Origin of the sequence: Bacteroides intestinalis, assembly GCF_003464595.1 — a bacterium.
Lineage (GTDB): Bacteria > Bacteroidota > Bacteroidia > Bacteroidales > Bacteroidaceae > Bacteroides > Bacteroides intestinalis_A.
Genome location: NZ_QRZF01000009.1, coordinates 165,749 through 179,633, shown reverse-complemented (window position 1 = coordinate 179,633; position 13,885 = coordinate 165,749). Strand labels below are relative to the sequence as shown.

Genomic DNA, 13,885 nt, shown 5'->3' with positions numbered 1-13,885 from the left:
GTAACGTTTTTCTTTAAAATATGTTAGATTGAAACACAAACGCACCTATGGGAAGTTCTTATTCCCATAGGTGCGCATTAAAAAAAGAATTTATAAGGTTGTTGTTGCTTATTTCAGTCGATTACCCACTACATCCCAGTCGATAATACTCCAAAGAGCATTTACATGGTCAGCACGGCGATTCTGATAATCAAGATAGTAGGAGTGTTCCCACACATCAAAGCCTAACAATGGAATAAGTCCTGCACGTACAGGGTTGCTGCCATTAGCTTCTTTGGTTATATGAAGTTTTCCGTTCTTATCTACTGATAACCAGGCCCAACCAGATCCGAATAATCCTACGGCAGCAGCTGTGAACTCTTTTTTGAAGTTATCAAAGCTTCCAAAATCGCGTTTAATAGCTTCTGCTAATTTCCCTGTTGGCTCACTATGAGCAGGTTTGGGAGAAAATTGCAGGAAGTATAAAGTATGGTTCAGAACTTGTCCTGCATTATTGAAGATGGCCCCATCCGGTGCAGTGGCTACTATGGTTACTAAATCTTTATTTTCATACTCTGTACCCGGAACCAGGTTATTGAGGTTATTTACATATGTTTGTAAGTGCTTACCGTAGTGGTAATCTATAGTTTGCTGACTGATTACAGGTTCCAACGCATTGTTTGCATATGGAAGTTTAGGCATTTCGTATGTCATAATTATAAGCATTAAAGATGTTAATAATGTATTCATAATTTGTCTTGAATTATGTTTCTGTTAATATAACGTTTGATATCCAATAAATGTTCTTCCATATCTATAAAACTTTTTGAAGATGTAGAATGACTTGTTGTGGAAGTACATAATAAACAGTGACTTACGGACTGTTTTCTGAAATGTAATATGCTATCTTAATTATTTTAGTTCGTATACATTGTATGAATCTAAAAAGAATCCCTTAATTTTGCATACATGAATACGAATTATATCGAAGAACTGAATGAAGGACAGCGCGCAGCAGTGCTCTACAACGAGGGCCCGTCACTGGTTATAGCCGGTGCCGGTTCCGGGAAGACGCGGGTGCTGACCTATAAAATAGCCTATTTGTTAGAGAATGGTTATCAGCCATGGAATATATTGGCTTTAACTTTTACCAATAAAGCTGCCCGTGAAATGAAAGAGCGTATTGCCCGGCAAGTAGGAGACCAGCGGGCACGTCATTTATGGATGGGTACATTCCATTCTATATTTTTGCGTATTTTGCATGTGGAAGCCGTAAATATAGGTTTTACTTCACAGTTTACCATTTATGATACGGCGGACAGTAAGAGTCTGGTGCGTTCTATTATAAAAGAAATGGGCCTGGATGAGAAAGTGTATAAACCGGGGAATGTACAGGCACGTATATCCAATGCGAAAAATCATTTAGTTTCACCTGCGGCGTATGCATCCAATAAAGAGGCATATGAGGGTGATTGTGCTGCTAAGATGCCTGCAATACGTGATATTTATCATCGCTATTGGGATCGTTGCAGGCAGGCGGATGCAATGGATTTTGATGATTTACTTTTTTATACTTTTATACTGTTCAGGGATCATCCGGAAGTGCTGGCGCGTTATCAGGAACAGTTTCGCTATATTCTGGTAGATGAGTATCAGGATACCAATTATGCTCAGCATAGCATTGTACTACAGTTGGCAAAAGATCATCAGCATGTTTGTGTGGTGGGAGATGATGCCCAGAGTATTTACTCTTTCCGGGGAGCTGATATTGATAATATATTATACTTTACTAAAATATATCCCAATACAAAAGTCTTTAAACTGGAACAAAATTATCGGTCTACACAAACTATTGTTTGTGCGGCGAATAGTTTGATTGAGAAGAATGAGAGGCAAATACGTAAGGAGGTTTTTTCGGAGAAAGAGAAAGGGGAAGCCATTGGTGTGTTTCAGGCATACAGTGATGTGGAAGAGGGGGATATTGTAGTCAATAAGATTGCGGAACTTCGTCGCTCGGAGCATTATCCTTATTCGGATTTTGCTATACTTTACCGTACCAATGCACAAAGCCGTGTCTTTGAGGAAGCGATGCGTAAGCGGGGCATGCCATACCGTATTTACGGTGGATTATCCTTTTATCAACGTAAGGAGATTAAGGATGTGATAGCCTATTTCCGGTTGGTTGTTAATCCGAATGATGAAGAAGCATTTAAACGTATTATTAACTATCCGGCTCGTGGTATTGGTGATACGACAGTGGGTAAGATCATTACTGCAGCTACTGAGAATGGTGTCAGCCTTTGGACTGTGTTATGCGAACCGTTGACATATGGGCTGAATTTCAATAAGGGTACACATTCCAAATTACAGATTTTCCGCGATTTGATTTCTGGATTTCTGGAAGGTATAGTGGATAAAAATGCTTATGAAATTGGTACGGAAATTATCCGTCAATCCGGTATCATTAATGATGTCTGCCAGGATAATTCTCCGGAGAACCTTAGTCGTAAGGAGAATATCGAGGAGTTGGTCAATGGTATGAGTGATTTTTGTGCGATGCGTCTGGAAGAAGGTAATCCTAATATATCGTTGACTGATTTTCTTTCGGAAGTCTCACTGTTGACAGATCAGGACTCGGATAAAGATGGAGATGATGAGAAAATCACACTTATGACCGTCCATTCTGCCAAAGGATTGGAATTTAGGAATGTATTTGTGGTGGGAATGGAAGAAAACCTTTTTCCCAGTGGTATGGTAGGGGATTCACCGCGTGCGTTAGAGGAGGAAAGACGTTTGTTCTATGTGGCCATTACCCGTGCAGAAGAACATTGTTTTCTTTCATATGCCCGTACCCGTTTTCGTTATGGAAAAATGGAATTTGGCAGTCCCAGCCGCTTCCTGAAAGATATAGATATTCGTTTTCTGCGTTTACCCCAGGAGGCAGGGCTTAGTAATAAGATTGATGATGAGTCCGGATCATTTCGTAGGGAGAATAGCACTGGTTTCTCTCGTTCACCCCATGTACGCGAATCATTTTATAATAAGGAAAAAGAAACTCCTCAGCGTCCTAAGCAGCAGATAATTGCTCCGAGTGTTCCACGTAACCTGAAACGGGTGACTTCATCAACTCCTGCTTCTGCATCGGCTCCTGCTTCTGCAATGGCAGTACAACCGGGACAATTGATAGAGCACGAACGTTTTGGTTTGGGAGAAGTTGTGAAAGTGGAAGGTGAGGGTGATAATGCTAAAGCTACCATTCGTTTCAAGAATGCGGGTGACAAGCAACTTTTATTGCGCTTTGCCCGTTTTAAAATAATCGGATAAAAAAGAAAATATGATAGATTTTGATCGTTTCCCTTCTCCATGCTATATTATGGATGAAGAATTATTGAGAAAAAACCTCACGCTGATAAAAAGTGTTGCCGATCGTGCCGGGGTGGAAATTATTCTGGCCTTTAAATCGTTTGCTATGTGGCGCTCATTTCCTATTTTTAGGGAATATGTCGAGCATTCTACGGCGAGTTCCGTATATGAAGCGCGATTGGCACTGGAAGAGTTCGGTAGTAAAGCTCATACCTATTCTCCTGCCTATACGGAGGCTGATTTCCCGGAAATCATGCGTTGTAGTAGCCATATAACTTTTAATTCTTTGTCACAATTTTGCCGTTTCTATCCTGCGGTGGTAAAGGAAGGAAGTGGTATTTCCTGTGGTATTCGTATCAATCCTGAATATTCAGAAGTAGAAACAGAGCTGTATAATCCTTGTGCTCCCGGAACCCGTTTCGGCATAACGGCAGATTTACTGACTGAAACCTTGCCGCAGGGTATTGAAGGGTTTCATTGTCATTGCCACTGTGAGTCTTCTTCTTACGAACTGGAACGTACGCTTCAACATTTGGAAGAAAAATTCTCTTATTGGTTCCCGCAGATAAAATGGCTGAATCTGGGTGGTGGTCATTTGATGACACGTAAAGATTATGATGTAGAGCATCTCATTCATTTACTGAAAGATTTGCGTGCCCGTCATCCTCATTTGCGTATTATTCTGGAACCAGGTTCTGCTTTTACCTGGCAAACCGGTGTTTTGACTTCCGAAGTAGTGGATATTGTAGAAAGTCGTGGTATTCGCACTGCCATTCTCAATGTCAGCTTTACCTGTCACATGCCCGACTGTCTTGAAATGCCTTATCAGCCTGCTGTATGTGGTGCTGAAATGGGAAATAATGGCTGCCATGTGTATCGTTTAGGAGGAAATTCATGCCTGAGTGGTGATTATATGGGAGATTGGAGTTTTGATCATGAACTGCAAATCGGAGAGCGCATAGTCTTCGAGGATATGATTCATTACACTATGGTAAAAACAAATATGTTCAATGGAATCCATCATCCTGCTATTGCTATGTGGACAAAAGATGGGAAGGCTGAAATATTCAGGCAATTTTCTTACGAAGATTATCGGGACAGAATGAGTTGATAATCAAAAACATGTCTTCAGAGTGGAGGAGATGTATAGTTTTCTTCGCGAAAAAAACGGGCGGAATGTTTGCAGGTTTGGAGAAAATATCTACCTTTGCATCCGCAATCGCGGAAATAGCTCAGTTGGTAGAGCATAACCTTGCCAAGGTTAGGGTCGCGAGTTCGAGTCTCGTTTTCCGCTCAGATACATAGATTGCAATTACCTAATGCCCAGGTGGCGGAATTGGTAGACGCGCACGTTTCAGGTGCGTGTGTCGAGAGGCATGCAGGTTCGAGTCCTGTTCTGGGCACGTTAGGTGAGGCGATTTTAGTTCTTTGAAAGTATGAGATGGTATGGAGAGGTGGCGGAATTGGTAGACGCGCTACTTTGAGGTGGTAGTGACAGAAATGTTGTGGGAGTTCGAGTCTCCTCCTCTTCACATAGTCATCATAATGCGGAAATAGCTCAGTTGGTAGAGCATAACCTTGCCAAGGTTAGGGTCGCGAGTTCGAGTCTCGTTTTCCGCTCTGTTTCATATAATAGATGACATAATGCCCAGGTGGCGGAATTGGTAGACGCGCACGTTTCAGGTGCGTGTGTCGAGAGGCATGCAGGTTCGAGTCCTGTTCTGGGCACGTTAGGTGAGGCGATTTTAGTTCTTTGAAAGTATGAGATGGTATGGAGAGGTGGCGGAATTGGTAGACGCGCTACTTTGAGGTGGTAGTGACAGAAATGTTGTGGGAGTTCGAGTCTCCTCCTCTTCACATAGTCATCATAATGCGGAAATAGCTCAGTTGGTAGAGCATAACCTTGCCAAGGTTAGGGTCGCGAGTTCGAGTCTCGTTTTCCGCTCTGTTTCATATAATAGATGACACAATGCCCAGGTGGCGGAAGTGGTAGACGCGCACGTTTCAGGTGCGTGTGTCGAGAGGCATGCAGGTTCGAGTCCTGTTCTGGGCACCAACTCTTTGTGAAAAGAGAGTCATCTAATGCGGAAATAGCTCAGTTGGTAGAGCATAACCTTGCCAAGGTTAGGGTCGCGAGTTCGAGTCTCGTTTTCCGCTCAATTCTCATAATAATCTAAGAAATTAATAATTAAAAAGCCCCGTAAACAGTAAGTTTACGGGGCTTTTTAATTTCTGTATATTGTTATTCTTTCTTTTCGAGTGAGAATCCTAGCATCATGCCATCGTAGCTGTTTGCCAAAGAGCTGATTGTTTTTAATGTTGCATTGCTGCTTTTGCTGGAAAGGAAAGTAATAAGCTTTAAAAGTTTATCAGATTCGAACAGCAAATCCATATTGCTTGATGTACAATTGACTTTGGCATTCATGTTTATTAGTTTGACGAACTTCATGACTACATGTTTTTCGGTAGCATCGTATGTATAGGTACCCTTCAAGGTTTTGGCTCCCAATTTGACGTTGAATGTACTGTCGGCCGCAAAGGTAAAGCTCATTTGTCCGGGTTTGATGCCTACTTTACTTAATTGCTCGTTGAGCTTGGCTTCTGCCGTAGTAGCGGCTACTGCACCACCAGCTTTCATTAACAAATTATCTGATTCAAATTCGATAGCAGAACCGGTATAGGACCATGTTCCTGTCATATCAACGGTATTTTTGCCGGTAACGGCACTAACTACCTTTTCTACGTTTTCTTTATTGAATAAATCTTTTAGCGACTGTGCCTGGCTATTGGCAGACACCAGAAGCAAAGTGACAATAAATGCCACTGAAAATACACTCTTTTTCATATAACTATTACTTTATTTGGTATTCAATTCTTTATTAATACTCTCTATATAATCTAATAACTCTTTTTTGCCCATTCTGTTCTCAGAAGAGGTCACAAAATATGGGGGAAGTTCTTCCCATTGTTCTTTTAGTTTTTTCAGATACTGTTGGATATTACTATTCAATCTGCCTCCTTTCAGCTTATCGCCTTTGGTAAAGACGATGGAGAAAGGGATTCCATGTTCGCCCAACCATCCCATGAATTCGATGTCGATGACTTGTGGATCGAGCCGTGAGTCGATAAGCACAAAGAGATTTGTCATCTGTTCACGTTCCAGAATATAATCTTCAATGATGCGCTGTATCTGTGATTTTCCTTTTTGTCCGCGTCTGGCGTAGCCGTAACCGGGCAGATCGACTATATACCAACTTTTATTAATAAGGAAGTGGTTGATAAGCATTGTTTTTCCCGGAGTGGCGGAAGTCATAGCAAGTCCTTTACGGCCTGTCATCATATTGATGAGGCTGGATTTCCCAACGTTGGAACGTCCGATAAAAGCATATTCGGGAAATATTCCGGGGGGGCATTTTTTTACGTCTGTATTACTAATGACGAATTCGGCGCTTGTAATCTCCATTTTTCTTGTCAATTTTAGAAAGTTTCTTACTCTTTTTATCTGTGTGGAGAATGTTTTTAAAAAACTCTCCCAACGTTTTTAAAGAATATGGTGGACGTTTTTTAAAAACGTTGCCTTTATTCTTTAAAAACGTTATGCCCCCTTCCAGGAGCTACTTATGAGCGGTGGTACGTAAATGTTTACACTCCTTACAGGCAGTTTCTCTTTTTTTACGTGTGCAAAGGTAGCACTTATTTCAAAATTCCGTGTTCAGAATACGGAATTCTGATTATCTTTTGAGAAGATAAGCTGCATTTTGGCAGAACTTTTTCATGCTTGCATGAAAGTTCTGCACTCAATTTGCATTATCTTTGTCGCCAATAGTTGATTTTTAAGTATGAATGGACAATTTTCCTCGATATTATTGGAGAAGGCAGTGAGTGAGTTTGCCAAGCTGCCCGGAGTGGGACGAAAGACGGCTATGCGCTTGGTGTTGCATCTTTTGCGACAGGATACGGCGGTAGTGGAGGCTTTTGGCAATGCCATTGTTACGCTGAAGCACGAAGTGAAATATTGTAAAGTCTGCCACAATATATCGGATACGGAAACTTGCCGTATCTGTGCTAATCCACAGCGGGATGATTCTACTGTGTGCGTTGTGGAAAATATCCGTGATGTCATGGCAGTGGAGGCTACGCAGCAATTCCGTGGACTTTACCATGTGTTGGGTGGCGTTATTTCACCAATGGATGGGGTGGGACCAGGCGATTTACAAATAGAAAGCCTTGTGCAGCGTGTATCTGCAGGTGGAATAAAAGAAGTTATCCTGGCACTTAGTACCACAATGGAGGGTGATACAACCAATTTTTATATTTACCGTAAATTGGAGAAACTGGGTGTGAAGTTGAGTGTCATAGCCCGTGGTATTTCTGTTGGTGATGAACTGGAATATGCTGATGAGGTGACATTGGGACGTAGTATTGTGAATCGAACTCCTTTTTCCGGAACAAATTGAATTATTAGTTATTAAGTTATTATTACATGGAAAATCAGATAAAACACGTGGCAGCTCGTTTAAAAGTTATATTTATCAGCTTTTGGTTGCTGCCGGTTCTGTTAATAATAGTAGGTGAAACTGGTGGGGAATGGGTAGGCATATACGCTGCTGATGTACGTGCTACTTATTTTGCTGAAACATTGGTTATTTTGCTGGCGGCTATCTGTGTGCCTGTATCCTTAAAATTATTTGCATGGGTGCTTACGCGCAAGATCGACAAGGTTAGTTTGCCCGAAGCCTTACATTTGTATTCTTTCTGGAGTAAAATTCGCATTATACTTTTAATGTTACCGGTGTTGGCGGGCTTTGCTGTTTATTATCTCATGTTGAGTAATAAAGGAATTCTTTGTGCTTTTATTGCTCTAACGGCTTCATTGTTTTGTTTGCCCGGTGAGGGACGCTTGCGTAAGGAATTGCATATTAATAAAGAAGAGGAAGCATGAAACTCTCCGTTGTCATAGTCAATTATAATGTTAAGTATTACCTGGAACAGTGTCTTTGTTCCTTATACAGGGCTATTGACAATCTTTCAGCCGAGATTCTGGTAGTGGATAATGCCTCTATGGACAATTCTGAAGCATATATCACTGAGCGTTTTCCGAATATCACCTATATCTATAATAAAGAAAATCTGGGCTTTGCCCGTGCCAATAACCAAGCAATTCGTGAGTCGAAAGGGGAGTATGTGCTACTGCTGAATCCTGACACTGTATTGTCGGAACAGACATTGGAAGAGGCAATACTTTTTATGGATGCTCATCCTGAAGCTGGGGCTGCCGGTGTGAAAATGATAACGCATGACGGACGCTTTTTGAGGGAATCTAAACGTGGATATCCTACTTTGGCGGCAACTTTCGGTAAATTGTCTGGTTTGGGACGATTGTTTCCGCACTCTAAAAGTTTGGGTGGTTATTATTGTACTGCTTTGGATATGGATGGCGTTCATCAGGTGGAAGTGCTGGCGGGTGCATTTATGTTGCTTCGTCGTTCTGCATTAGATAAAACCGGATTACTGGATGAAGATTTCTTCATGTATGGTGAGGATATTGACCTGTCTTGCCGGATAGAAGAAGCAGGATATAAAAATTATTATTTGCCTTATCCGATATTGCATTATAAGGGAGAAAGCACATCGAAGGATACTTATCGGCATGTGCGTGTATTTTGTGAGGCTATGGATATTTTCTTTTGTAAACATGGAGAACGTTATGGTGTTATAGGGCGTTGGCTGGTGCGTGCGGGTATTCATCTGCAGATGTATGTTCGCTTGTTTGTACTTTTTGTGCAGCGTTTGTTTAGTTTTCCGGTAAAAGAGACGAAAATCTCTTTTCAGAAAGGACAACGTTTTTCTCGTTTTCTCATATTTGGCGAAGAAGCAACCATTCATAGCTTGCGCGTACTTTTAAAGCGTAACGGATTAGGTGGAAAGCATCACTTTGTTGTATCCAGCGAAATGTCTGCTGTGGATGGTCATGGAAGTCCATTCATTTCACTGAAAGGTTTCACGCATGTAGTATATGATTGCCGTGCCTTTTCTTTTTCAACTATTATTCGCTTGTTGTCCCATCATCGCAAAATGGGATTGAGCCTTGGTATTTATAACCCGGAGAGCCGTGTATTGGTGACTCCTGATAAATGTTACATCTGAATGAAACATACCTATTTTATAAATGACCGTATTCGTCTTCGTGCTATGGAGCCAGAAGATCTGGAACTTATTTGTGAGATGGAAAATGATCCTCAACAGTGGGATATCAGCAACTTTACAGTACCCTATTCGCGCTATGTTATGAAACAATACATGGAGAACTCACAATGTGATATGTTTGCTGATAAGCAATTGCGTATGATGATTGTGCGTCTTGAAGACGGTCTGACAATTGGCACGGTTGATATAACAGACTTTTCTCCTATGCACGCGCGTGGAGAAGTGGGTATCGTGATCAGGAAAGAGTTTCGTGGAGCAGGCTATGCAAAGGATGCATTAACATTGCTTTGCGAATATGCCTTTGATTTTCTGCGTATGCGACAACTATTCGTTCACATCGCTACAGATAATGAAGCAAGTATGCGCCTGTTTACTTCATGTGGCTTTGTTTCTTGCGGATTATTAAAAGACTGGCTATGTATCGAGGGATGTTTCAAAGATGTTGCATTATTGCAGCGTATCCGGCATGATTAATTTAGTGTAGGAATTTGTGGAAAGCGTGACCATATTTCATACTTGCCTCCCAGCTGTCCCAATACATTTTTCCATAATTCTGCACTTCCTTTTTCATTCATAAGGGAGGCGATGCTTGTTGATCCTATCAGCCAGGTATTTTCTTCTATTTCCTGACATAATTGATCATGTTCCCAACCGGAATAGCCTAGGAAGAAACGTATCTTTCCGTCGATATCATTACCTTGCAAAATATAACGGCGGATGGCATCGAAGTCTCCATTCAGATAAACTCCTTTTCCTATTTGCAACGAATCTTCCACATCTTTCAGAGTGTGAAGATAAAACAATGTGTCGGTGCTTAATGGGCCACCTTTATAGATCGGTATATTGCTTATATCCTTAAATTCTTTCAATACATCATTTAGGCATAAAGGAAGTGGTTTATTGAGTACCAACCCCATTGTGCCATCTGTGGAGTGGTCTACCAACAAAATAACGGAACGTCCAAACATCTCATCATAGAGGAAAGGCTCAGATATCAACACTTTTCCACGTGAAGGTACCACATGGTTTGTTTCTATTTTAAATATGTCCGCATTAGTATCCATGCCCCTAATATACATACAAATCCTCGAAAAACAAATATTATCGTTCTTTTTTCACTGACATATATTACTTATATGTTATATAACAGGTTTTAATTGAAAAAGAAATTGGTTACATTTGCAGATTGTTATTTCTTTATTGCAAATTATGAAACTTACTATCTATAGTTATATCTGTTTTTTGTTTTTTAGTTGTTTTTTTTTACGCAGTAGTTCTTGTTATGCTTTTGTTGCAAACGACGTAGACAGTCGTTTGATGGTAATCTCGGCACAGAAAACTCTTACAGGATGCGTTGTAGGTGAGGATGGTGTGCCCTTGGCGGGTGCTACAGTGTTAGAAATAGGTACTTCAAACGGTACGGTTACTGATATGGAGGGGAAGTTTAAATTGACTGTTGCAGACGATGTTATGTTGCGGTTCTCCTTTATGGGATATAAAACGCAGGAGATCAGTGTGGGCGGAAAGACTTTCCTGAATATAACAATGGTAGAGGATGCTGTGGAACTGGATAAAATAGTTGTGACTGCATTGGGTATTGAGAAGAAAGAACACTCTCTTTCTTATGCCATGAGTCAGATAAAGAATGAAGAACTGACGAGGGTTAAAATGCCGAATTTGATAACATCGTTGACAGGTAAAGCTGCGGGTGTACAAATAAATCAGGTCTCATCGGGTTTGGGGGCTTCTGCGAAGGTAAGTATTCGTGGAATCCGTTCGGTGGCTGGTGAAAATCAACCTCTTTATGTAATTGACGGTGTTCCTATGCTGAATTCAAGTTCGGAACAAGCTTTCAGTGCCATAGGAGGGACAGCTAATGCAGGAAATCGCGATGGTGGTGATGGCATTTCAAATTTAAATTCAGAAGATATTGAAAGTATAAGTATCCTGAAGGGCGCTCCTGCTGCTGCACTCTATGGAAGCCAGGCAGGTAATGGTGTGATTTTGATTACAACTAAGAAAGGTAAATCACAGGGACAGCGTAGTATTTCATTCTCTACCAGTCTTATGTTTGATAAAGCTGTTTCTTTGCCTGAGATGCAAAACCGTTATGGAGTCAGTGAAGTTATAGATAGTTGGGGTGAACGGCAAAATTTGCCAAAAAATGATAATCTGAAAGATTTCTTTTCTACGGGAATGGCTTCTATTACTTCTGTATCCTTGAGTCATGGTAACGAAAAATTGCAAAACTACTTCTCGTATGCCAATACTACCGGTAAAGGAATTATTGATAAAAACCGTTTGTCGAAACATAATCTTACTTTCAGAGAAACTTCTACTTTGTTTAACGATCGTCTGAAGTTAGATGGTAGTGTAAACCTGATGCGGCAGGTCACTAAGAATAAACCGACAGTGGGCGGATTTTATATGAATCCGTTAGTCGGTCTTTATCGCTTTCCTCGTGGAGAAGACCTAACATATTACAAGGATAATTTTGAAATATATGATGAGAGTAGAAATTTGAATATACAAAACTGGCATACCTCTTATGATGACTTTGAGCAAAATCCTTATTGGATTGTGAATCGTATACAAAGTAAAGAAGTACGCTTGCATGCTATAGTATCCTTATCGGCAAGTTTCAAAGTAAATGATTGGTTGACAGTACAGACTCGTGGTAATGTTGATTGTATTAATGACAAGCTTCGTCAGAAATTCTATGCTTCCACAGCTCCGGCTTTAGCAGGTACGAACGGACGTTACATAGAAATGGACTATCAAGATATCCAGTTTTATGGTGATCTGATGCTTATGATGAAGAAGCAATGGGGTGACTTCTCTGTGAACGGTGCGCTGGGTACGAGTATCAATGACAAAACCACCAATTCTACTCGTTATGACTCTAAGACTGCTTCATTATATTATGCCAATGTTTTCAATCTGGCAAATATAATAATGAATGGTTCTGCTGCTCTTGATCAGAAGATAGATGCCCGCCGCCAGCTACAATCCTTGTTTGCCACTGCCCAGGTGGGATACAAAGAAAGTGCTTATATTGATTTGAGTGCCCGTAATGACTGGGCATCCACTCTTTCACATACCAAACATGAGAAACGGGGATATCTTTATCCTTCTATCGGAACATCGCTGATCTTGAGTCGCTTGTTTACATTGCCGGAATGGGTGTCATACGCTAAGGTACGTGGAGCTTATAGTATGGTAGGTAATGATATTCCTCCATTCATGACGTATCCTCTGTCTCATATAACTGCCGGCGGTGAATATTTGGCAAATGATGCAGCTCCTTTTAAAGAGATGGAACCGGAAATGAATTATTCGTGGGAGGCTGGTGCTGAGGCGCGTTTTTTGAATAGTCGCATTGGTTTTAATCTTACTTTTTATAAAACGAATACTCGCAACCAATTCTTTAAATTACCTACATTGGCGGGTGATAAGTATGCATATCGATATGTGAATGCTGGTAATATTCTGAACTGTGGCTGGGAAATTGCATTGGATGCAACACCAGTGTTGACGAAAGATTTCATGTGGAGTACCACTCTTAATTTTGCAACTAATAAGAATAAGATTGTCGCTTTGCATGAAGAATTGAAAGAGTTTGTTTATGGACCTACCAGCTTCTCTTCCAGTTATGCCATGAAGTTGGTGAAAGGTGGTTCTATCGGTGATATTTATGGAAAAGCTTTTGTTCGGGATGCTTCAGGTGATATTGTGTACGAGACGGAAGGAAGTAATGCCGGATTACCTAAAATAGAAGGTGATGGGAATACGGTAAAGGTAGGTAACTCTAGTCCGAAGTTCCAGATGGGATGGAATCATACACTTTCTTATAAAGACATCTCGCTTTATTTCCTGGTAGATTGCCGTTATGGAGGGAAAGTACTTTCACAAACGCAGGCAGATATGGACTTGTATGGTGTATCGGAAGTTACAGCGCAAGCTCGCGATGAAGGCTATGTAATGCTCGAAGGACATCGGATAGATAATGTAAAGGGATTTTATAAGATAGTTGGTGGACGTGCGGGAACAACGGAATATTATATGTATGACGCTACAAATATCCGGTTGAGAGAACTTTCGTTGTCATATCAGTTACCTGCCTCCTGGATGGAGAAATCTAAGGTGTTGAAGAAAGTACAACTGTCATTTATAGCCCGTAATTTGTTCTTCTTTTATAAGAAGGCTCCTTTTGATCCTGATTTGGTGTTGTCCACCGGCAATGACAATCAAGGTATCGATGTGTATGGAATGCCTACGACTCGTAGTTGGGGCTTTTCATTGAAGTGTGAATTTTAATGGATGAGGAGAAAAGTGG

At 40.9% G+C, this 13,885-nt stretch carries 11 protein-coding genes and 9 tRNA genes; 16 read left to right on the top strand and 4 right to left on the bottom strand.

Annotated elements, in window-relative coordinates; all coding sequences use genetic code 11:
* Positions 1-108: 108 nt before the first annotated feature.
* Positions 109-705: a superoxide dismutase gene (locus tag DWW10_RS14615; protein WP_007663121.1), complete on the bottom strand. Its 597-nt coding sequence runs from the start codon at positions 703-705 to the stop codon at positions 109-111.
* Between the two features lie 243 nt (positions 706-948).
* On the opposite strand from DWW10_RS14615, the gene DWW10_RS14610 reads away from it, so the two are divergent.
* From DWW10_RS14610 to DWW10_RS14555, 11 genes are all read left to right on the top strand, one after another.
* Positions 949-3,303: an ATP-dependent helicase gene (locus DWW10_RS14610; protein ID WP_118421627.1), complete on the top strand. Its 2,355-nt coding sequence runs from the start codon at positions 949-951 to the stop codon at positions 3,301-3,303.
* Between the two features lie 10 nt (positions 3,304-3,313).
* The gene (gene nspC, locus DWW10_RS14605; protein ID WP_118421628.1) at positions 3,314-4,453 is read left to right on the top strand and encodes a carboxynorspermidine decarboxylase; all 1,140 of its coding nucleotides are present in this window, start codon (positions 3,314-3,316) and stop codon (positions 4,451-4,453) included.
* A 110-nt stretch (positions 4,454-4,563) separates the two neighbouring features.
* Positions 4,564-4,636 (top strand) — tRNA-Gly (locus tag DWW10_RS14595).
* 27 nt (positions 4,637-4,663) lie between these two features.
* A tRNA-Leu gene (locus DWW10_RS14590) sits at positions 4,664-4,745 on the top strand.
* A gap of 45 nt (positions 4,746-4,790) precedes the next feature.
* Positions 4,791-4,874 (top strand) — tRNA-Leu (locus DWW10_RS14585).
* A gap of 15 nt (positions 4,875-4,889) precedes the next feature.
* Positions 4,890-4,962 (top strand) — tRNA-Gly (locus tag DWW10_RS14580).
* Positions 4,963-4,988: 26 nt separating this feature from the next.
* Positions 4,989-5,070: transfer RNA gene (locus DWW10_RS14575), tRNA-Leu, on the top strand.
* A 45-nt stretch (positions 5,071-5,115) separates the two neighbouring features.
* A tRNA-Leu gene (locus DWW10_RS14570) sits at positions 5,116-5,199 on the top strand.
* A gap of 15 nt (positions 5,200-5,214) precedes the next feature.
* Positions 5,215-5,287, top strand: a tRNA-Gly gene (locus DWW10_RS14565).
* A gap of 26 nt (positions 5,288-5,313) precedes the next feature.
* Positions 5,314-5,398, top strand: a tRNA-Leu gene (locus tag DWW10_RS14560).
* 28 nt (positions 5,399-5,426) lie between these two features.
* A tRNA-Gly gene (locus DWW10_RS14555) sits at positions 5,427-5,499 on the top strand.
* Positions 5,500-5,584: 85 nt separating this feature from the next.
* On the opposite strand, the gene DWW10_RS14550 is transcribed toward DWW10_RS14555, so the two are convergent.
* Both DWW10_RS14550 and yihA read right to left on the bottom strand, forming a co-directional pair.
* The gene (locus tag DWW10_RS14550; RefSeq protein ID WP_022391695.1) at positions 5,585-6,187 is read right to left on the bottom strand and encodes a DUF4923 family protein; all 603 of its coding nucleotides are present in this window, start codon (positions 6,185-6,187) and stop codon (positions 5,585-5,587) included.
* 12 nt (positions 6,188-6,199) lie between these two features.
* Positions 6,200-6,805: a ribosome biogenesis GTP-binding protein YihA/YsxC gene (yihA, locus tag DWW10_RS14545; protein ID WP_007663115.1), complete on the bottom strand. Its 606-nt coding sequence runs from the start codon at positions 6,803-6,805 to the stop codon at positions 6,200-6,202.
* 376 nt (positions 6,806-7,181) lie between these two features.
* Between yihA and recR the strand changes: the two genes are divergently transcribed.
* From recR to DWW10_RS14525, 4 genes are read left to right on the top strand one after another with little or no spacing between them, the layout of a single operon-like run.
* Positions 7,182-7,799 (top strand): recombination mediator RecR, encoded by a 618-nt coding sequence (gene recR, locus DWW10_RS14540; RefSeq protein WP_007663114.1) that lies wholly within the window; start codon positions 7,182-7,184, stop codon positions 7,797-7,799.
* Between the two features lie 26 nt (positions 7,800-7,825).
* The gene (locus tag DWW10_RS14535; RefSeq protein WP_022391694.1) at positions 7,826-8,284 is read left to right on the top strand and encodes a hypothetical protein; all 459 of its coding nucleotides are present in this window, start codon (positions 7,826-7,828) and stop codon (positions 8,282-8,284) included.
* Positions 8,281-9,489: a glycosyltransferase family 2 protein gene (locus DWW10_RS14530; protein WP_118421629.1), complete on the top strand. Its 1,209-nt coding sequence runs from the start codon at positions 8,281-8,283 to the stop codon at positions 9,487-9,489. Before DWW10_RS14535 ends, DWW10_RS14530 begins: the two co-directional genes overlap by 4 nt.
* Entirely contained in the window at positions 9,490-10,023 is a 534-nt protein-coding gene (locus DWW10_RS14525) for a GNAT family N-acetyltransferase (protein WP_007663107.1), read from the top strand.
* Here DWW10_RS14525 and DWW10_RS14520 read toward each other — a convergent pair.
* Positions 10,020-10,613, bottom strand: coding sequence for a YqgE/AlgH family protein (locus DWW10_RS14520; protein WP_118421674.1), 594 nt, complete (start codon positions 10,611-10,613; stop codon positions 10,020-10,022). The genes DWW10_RS14525 and DWW10_RS14520 overlap by 4 nt on opposite strands.
* A gap of 253 nt (positions 10,614-10,866) precedes the next feature.
* On the opposite strand from DWW10_RS14520, the gene DWW10_RS14515 reads away from it, so the two are divergent.
* A complete protein-coding gene (locus tag DWW10_RS14515; protein WP_118421675.1) occupies positions 10,867-13,866 on the top strand; it encodes a SusC/RagA family TonB-linked outer membrane protein in 3,000 nt (999 codons plus the stop codon).
* The last annotated feature ends 19 nt before the right edge of the window (positions 13,867-13,885 follow it).

Excerpts from the sequence above, each read along its gene's own strand:
- DWW10_RS14550 (WP_022391695.1), bottom strand. The coding sequence starts at position 6,187 with ATGAAAAAGAGTGTATTTTCAGTGGCATTTATTGTCACTTTGCTTCTG.
- DWW10_RS14535 (WP_022391694.1), top strand. The coding sequence starts at position 7,826 with ATGGAAAATCAGATAAAACACGTGGCAGCTCGTTTAAAAGTTATATTT.
- DWW10_RS14515 (WP_118421675.1), top strand. The coding sequence starts at position 10,867 with ATGGTAATCTCGGCACAGAAAACTCTTACAGGATGCGTTGTAGGTGAG.
- yihA (WP_007663115.1), bottom strand. The coding sequence starts at position 6,805 with ATGGAGATTACAAGCGCCGAATTCGTCATTAGTAATACAGACGTAAAA.
- DWW10_RS14610 (WP_118421627.1), top strand. The coding sequence starts at position 949 with ATGAATACGAATTATATCGAAGAACTGAATGAAGGACAGCGCGCAGCA.
- DWW10_RS14520 (WP_118421674.1), bottom strand. The coding sequence starts at position 10,613 with ATGGATACTAATGCGGACATATTTAAAATAGAAACAAACCATGTGGTA.
- nspC (WP_118421628.1), top strand. The coding sequence starts at position 3,314 with ATGATAGATTTTGATCGTTTCCCTTCTCCATGCTATATTATGGATGAA.
- DWW10_RS14615 (WP_007663121.1), bottom strand. The coding sequence starts at position 705 with ATGCTTATAATTATGACATACGAAATGCCTAAACTTCCATATGCAAAC.
- recR (WP_007663114.1), top strand. The coding sequence starts at position 7,182 with ATGAATGGACAATTTTCCTCGATATTATTGGAGAAGGCAGTGAGTGAG.
- DWW10_RS14530 (WP_118421629.1), top strand. The coding sequence starts at position 8,281 with ATGAAACTCTCCGTTGTCATAGTCAATTATAATGTTAAGTATTACCTG.
- DWW10_RS14525 (WP_007663107.1), top strand. The coding sequence starts at position 9,490 with ATGAAACATACCTATTTTATAAATGACCGTATTCGTCTTCGTGCTATG.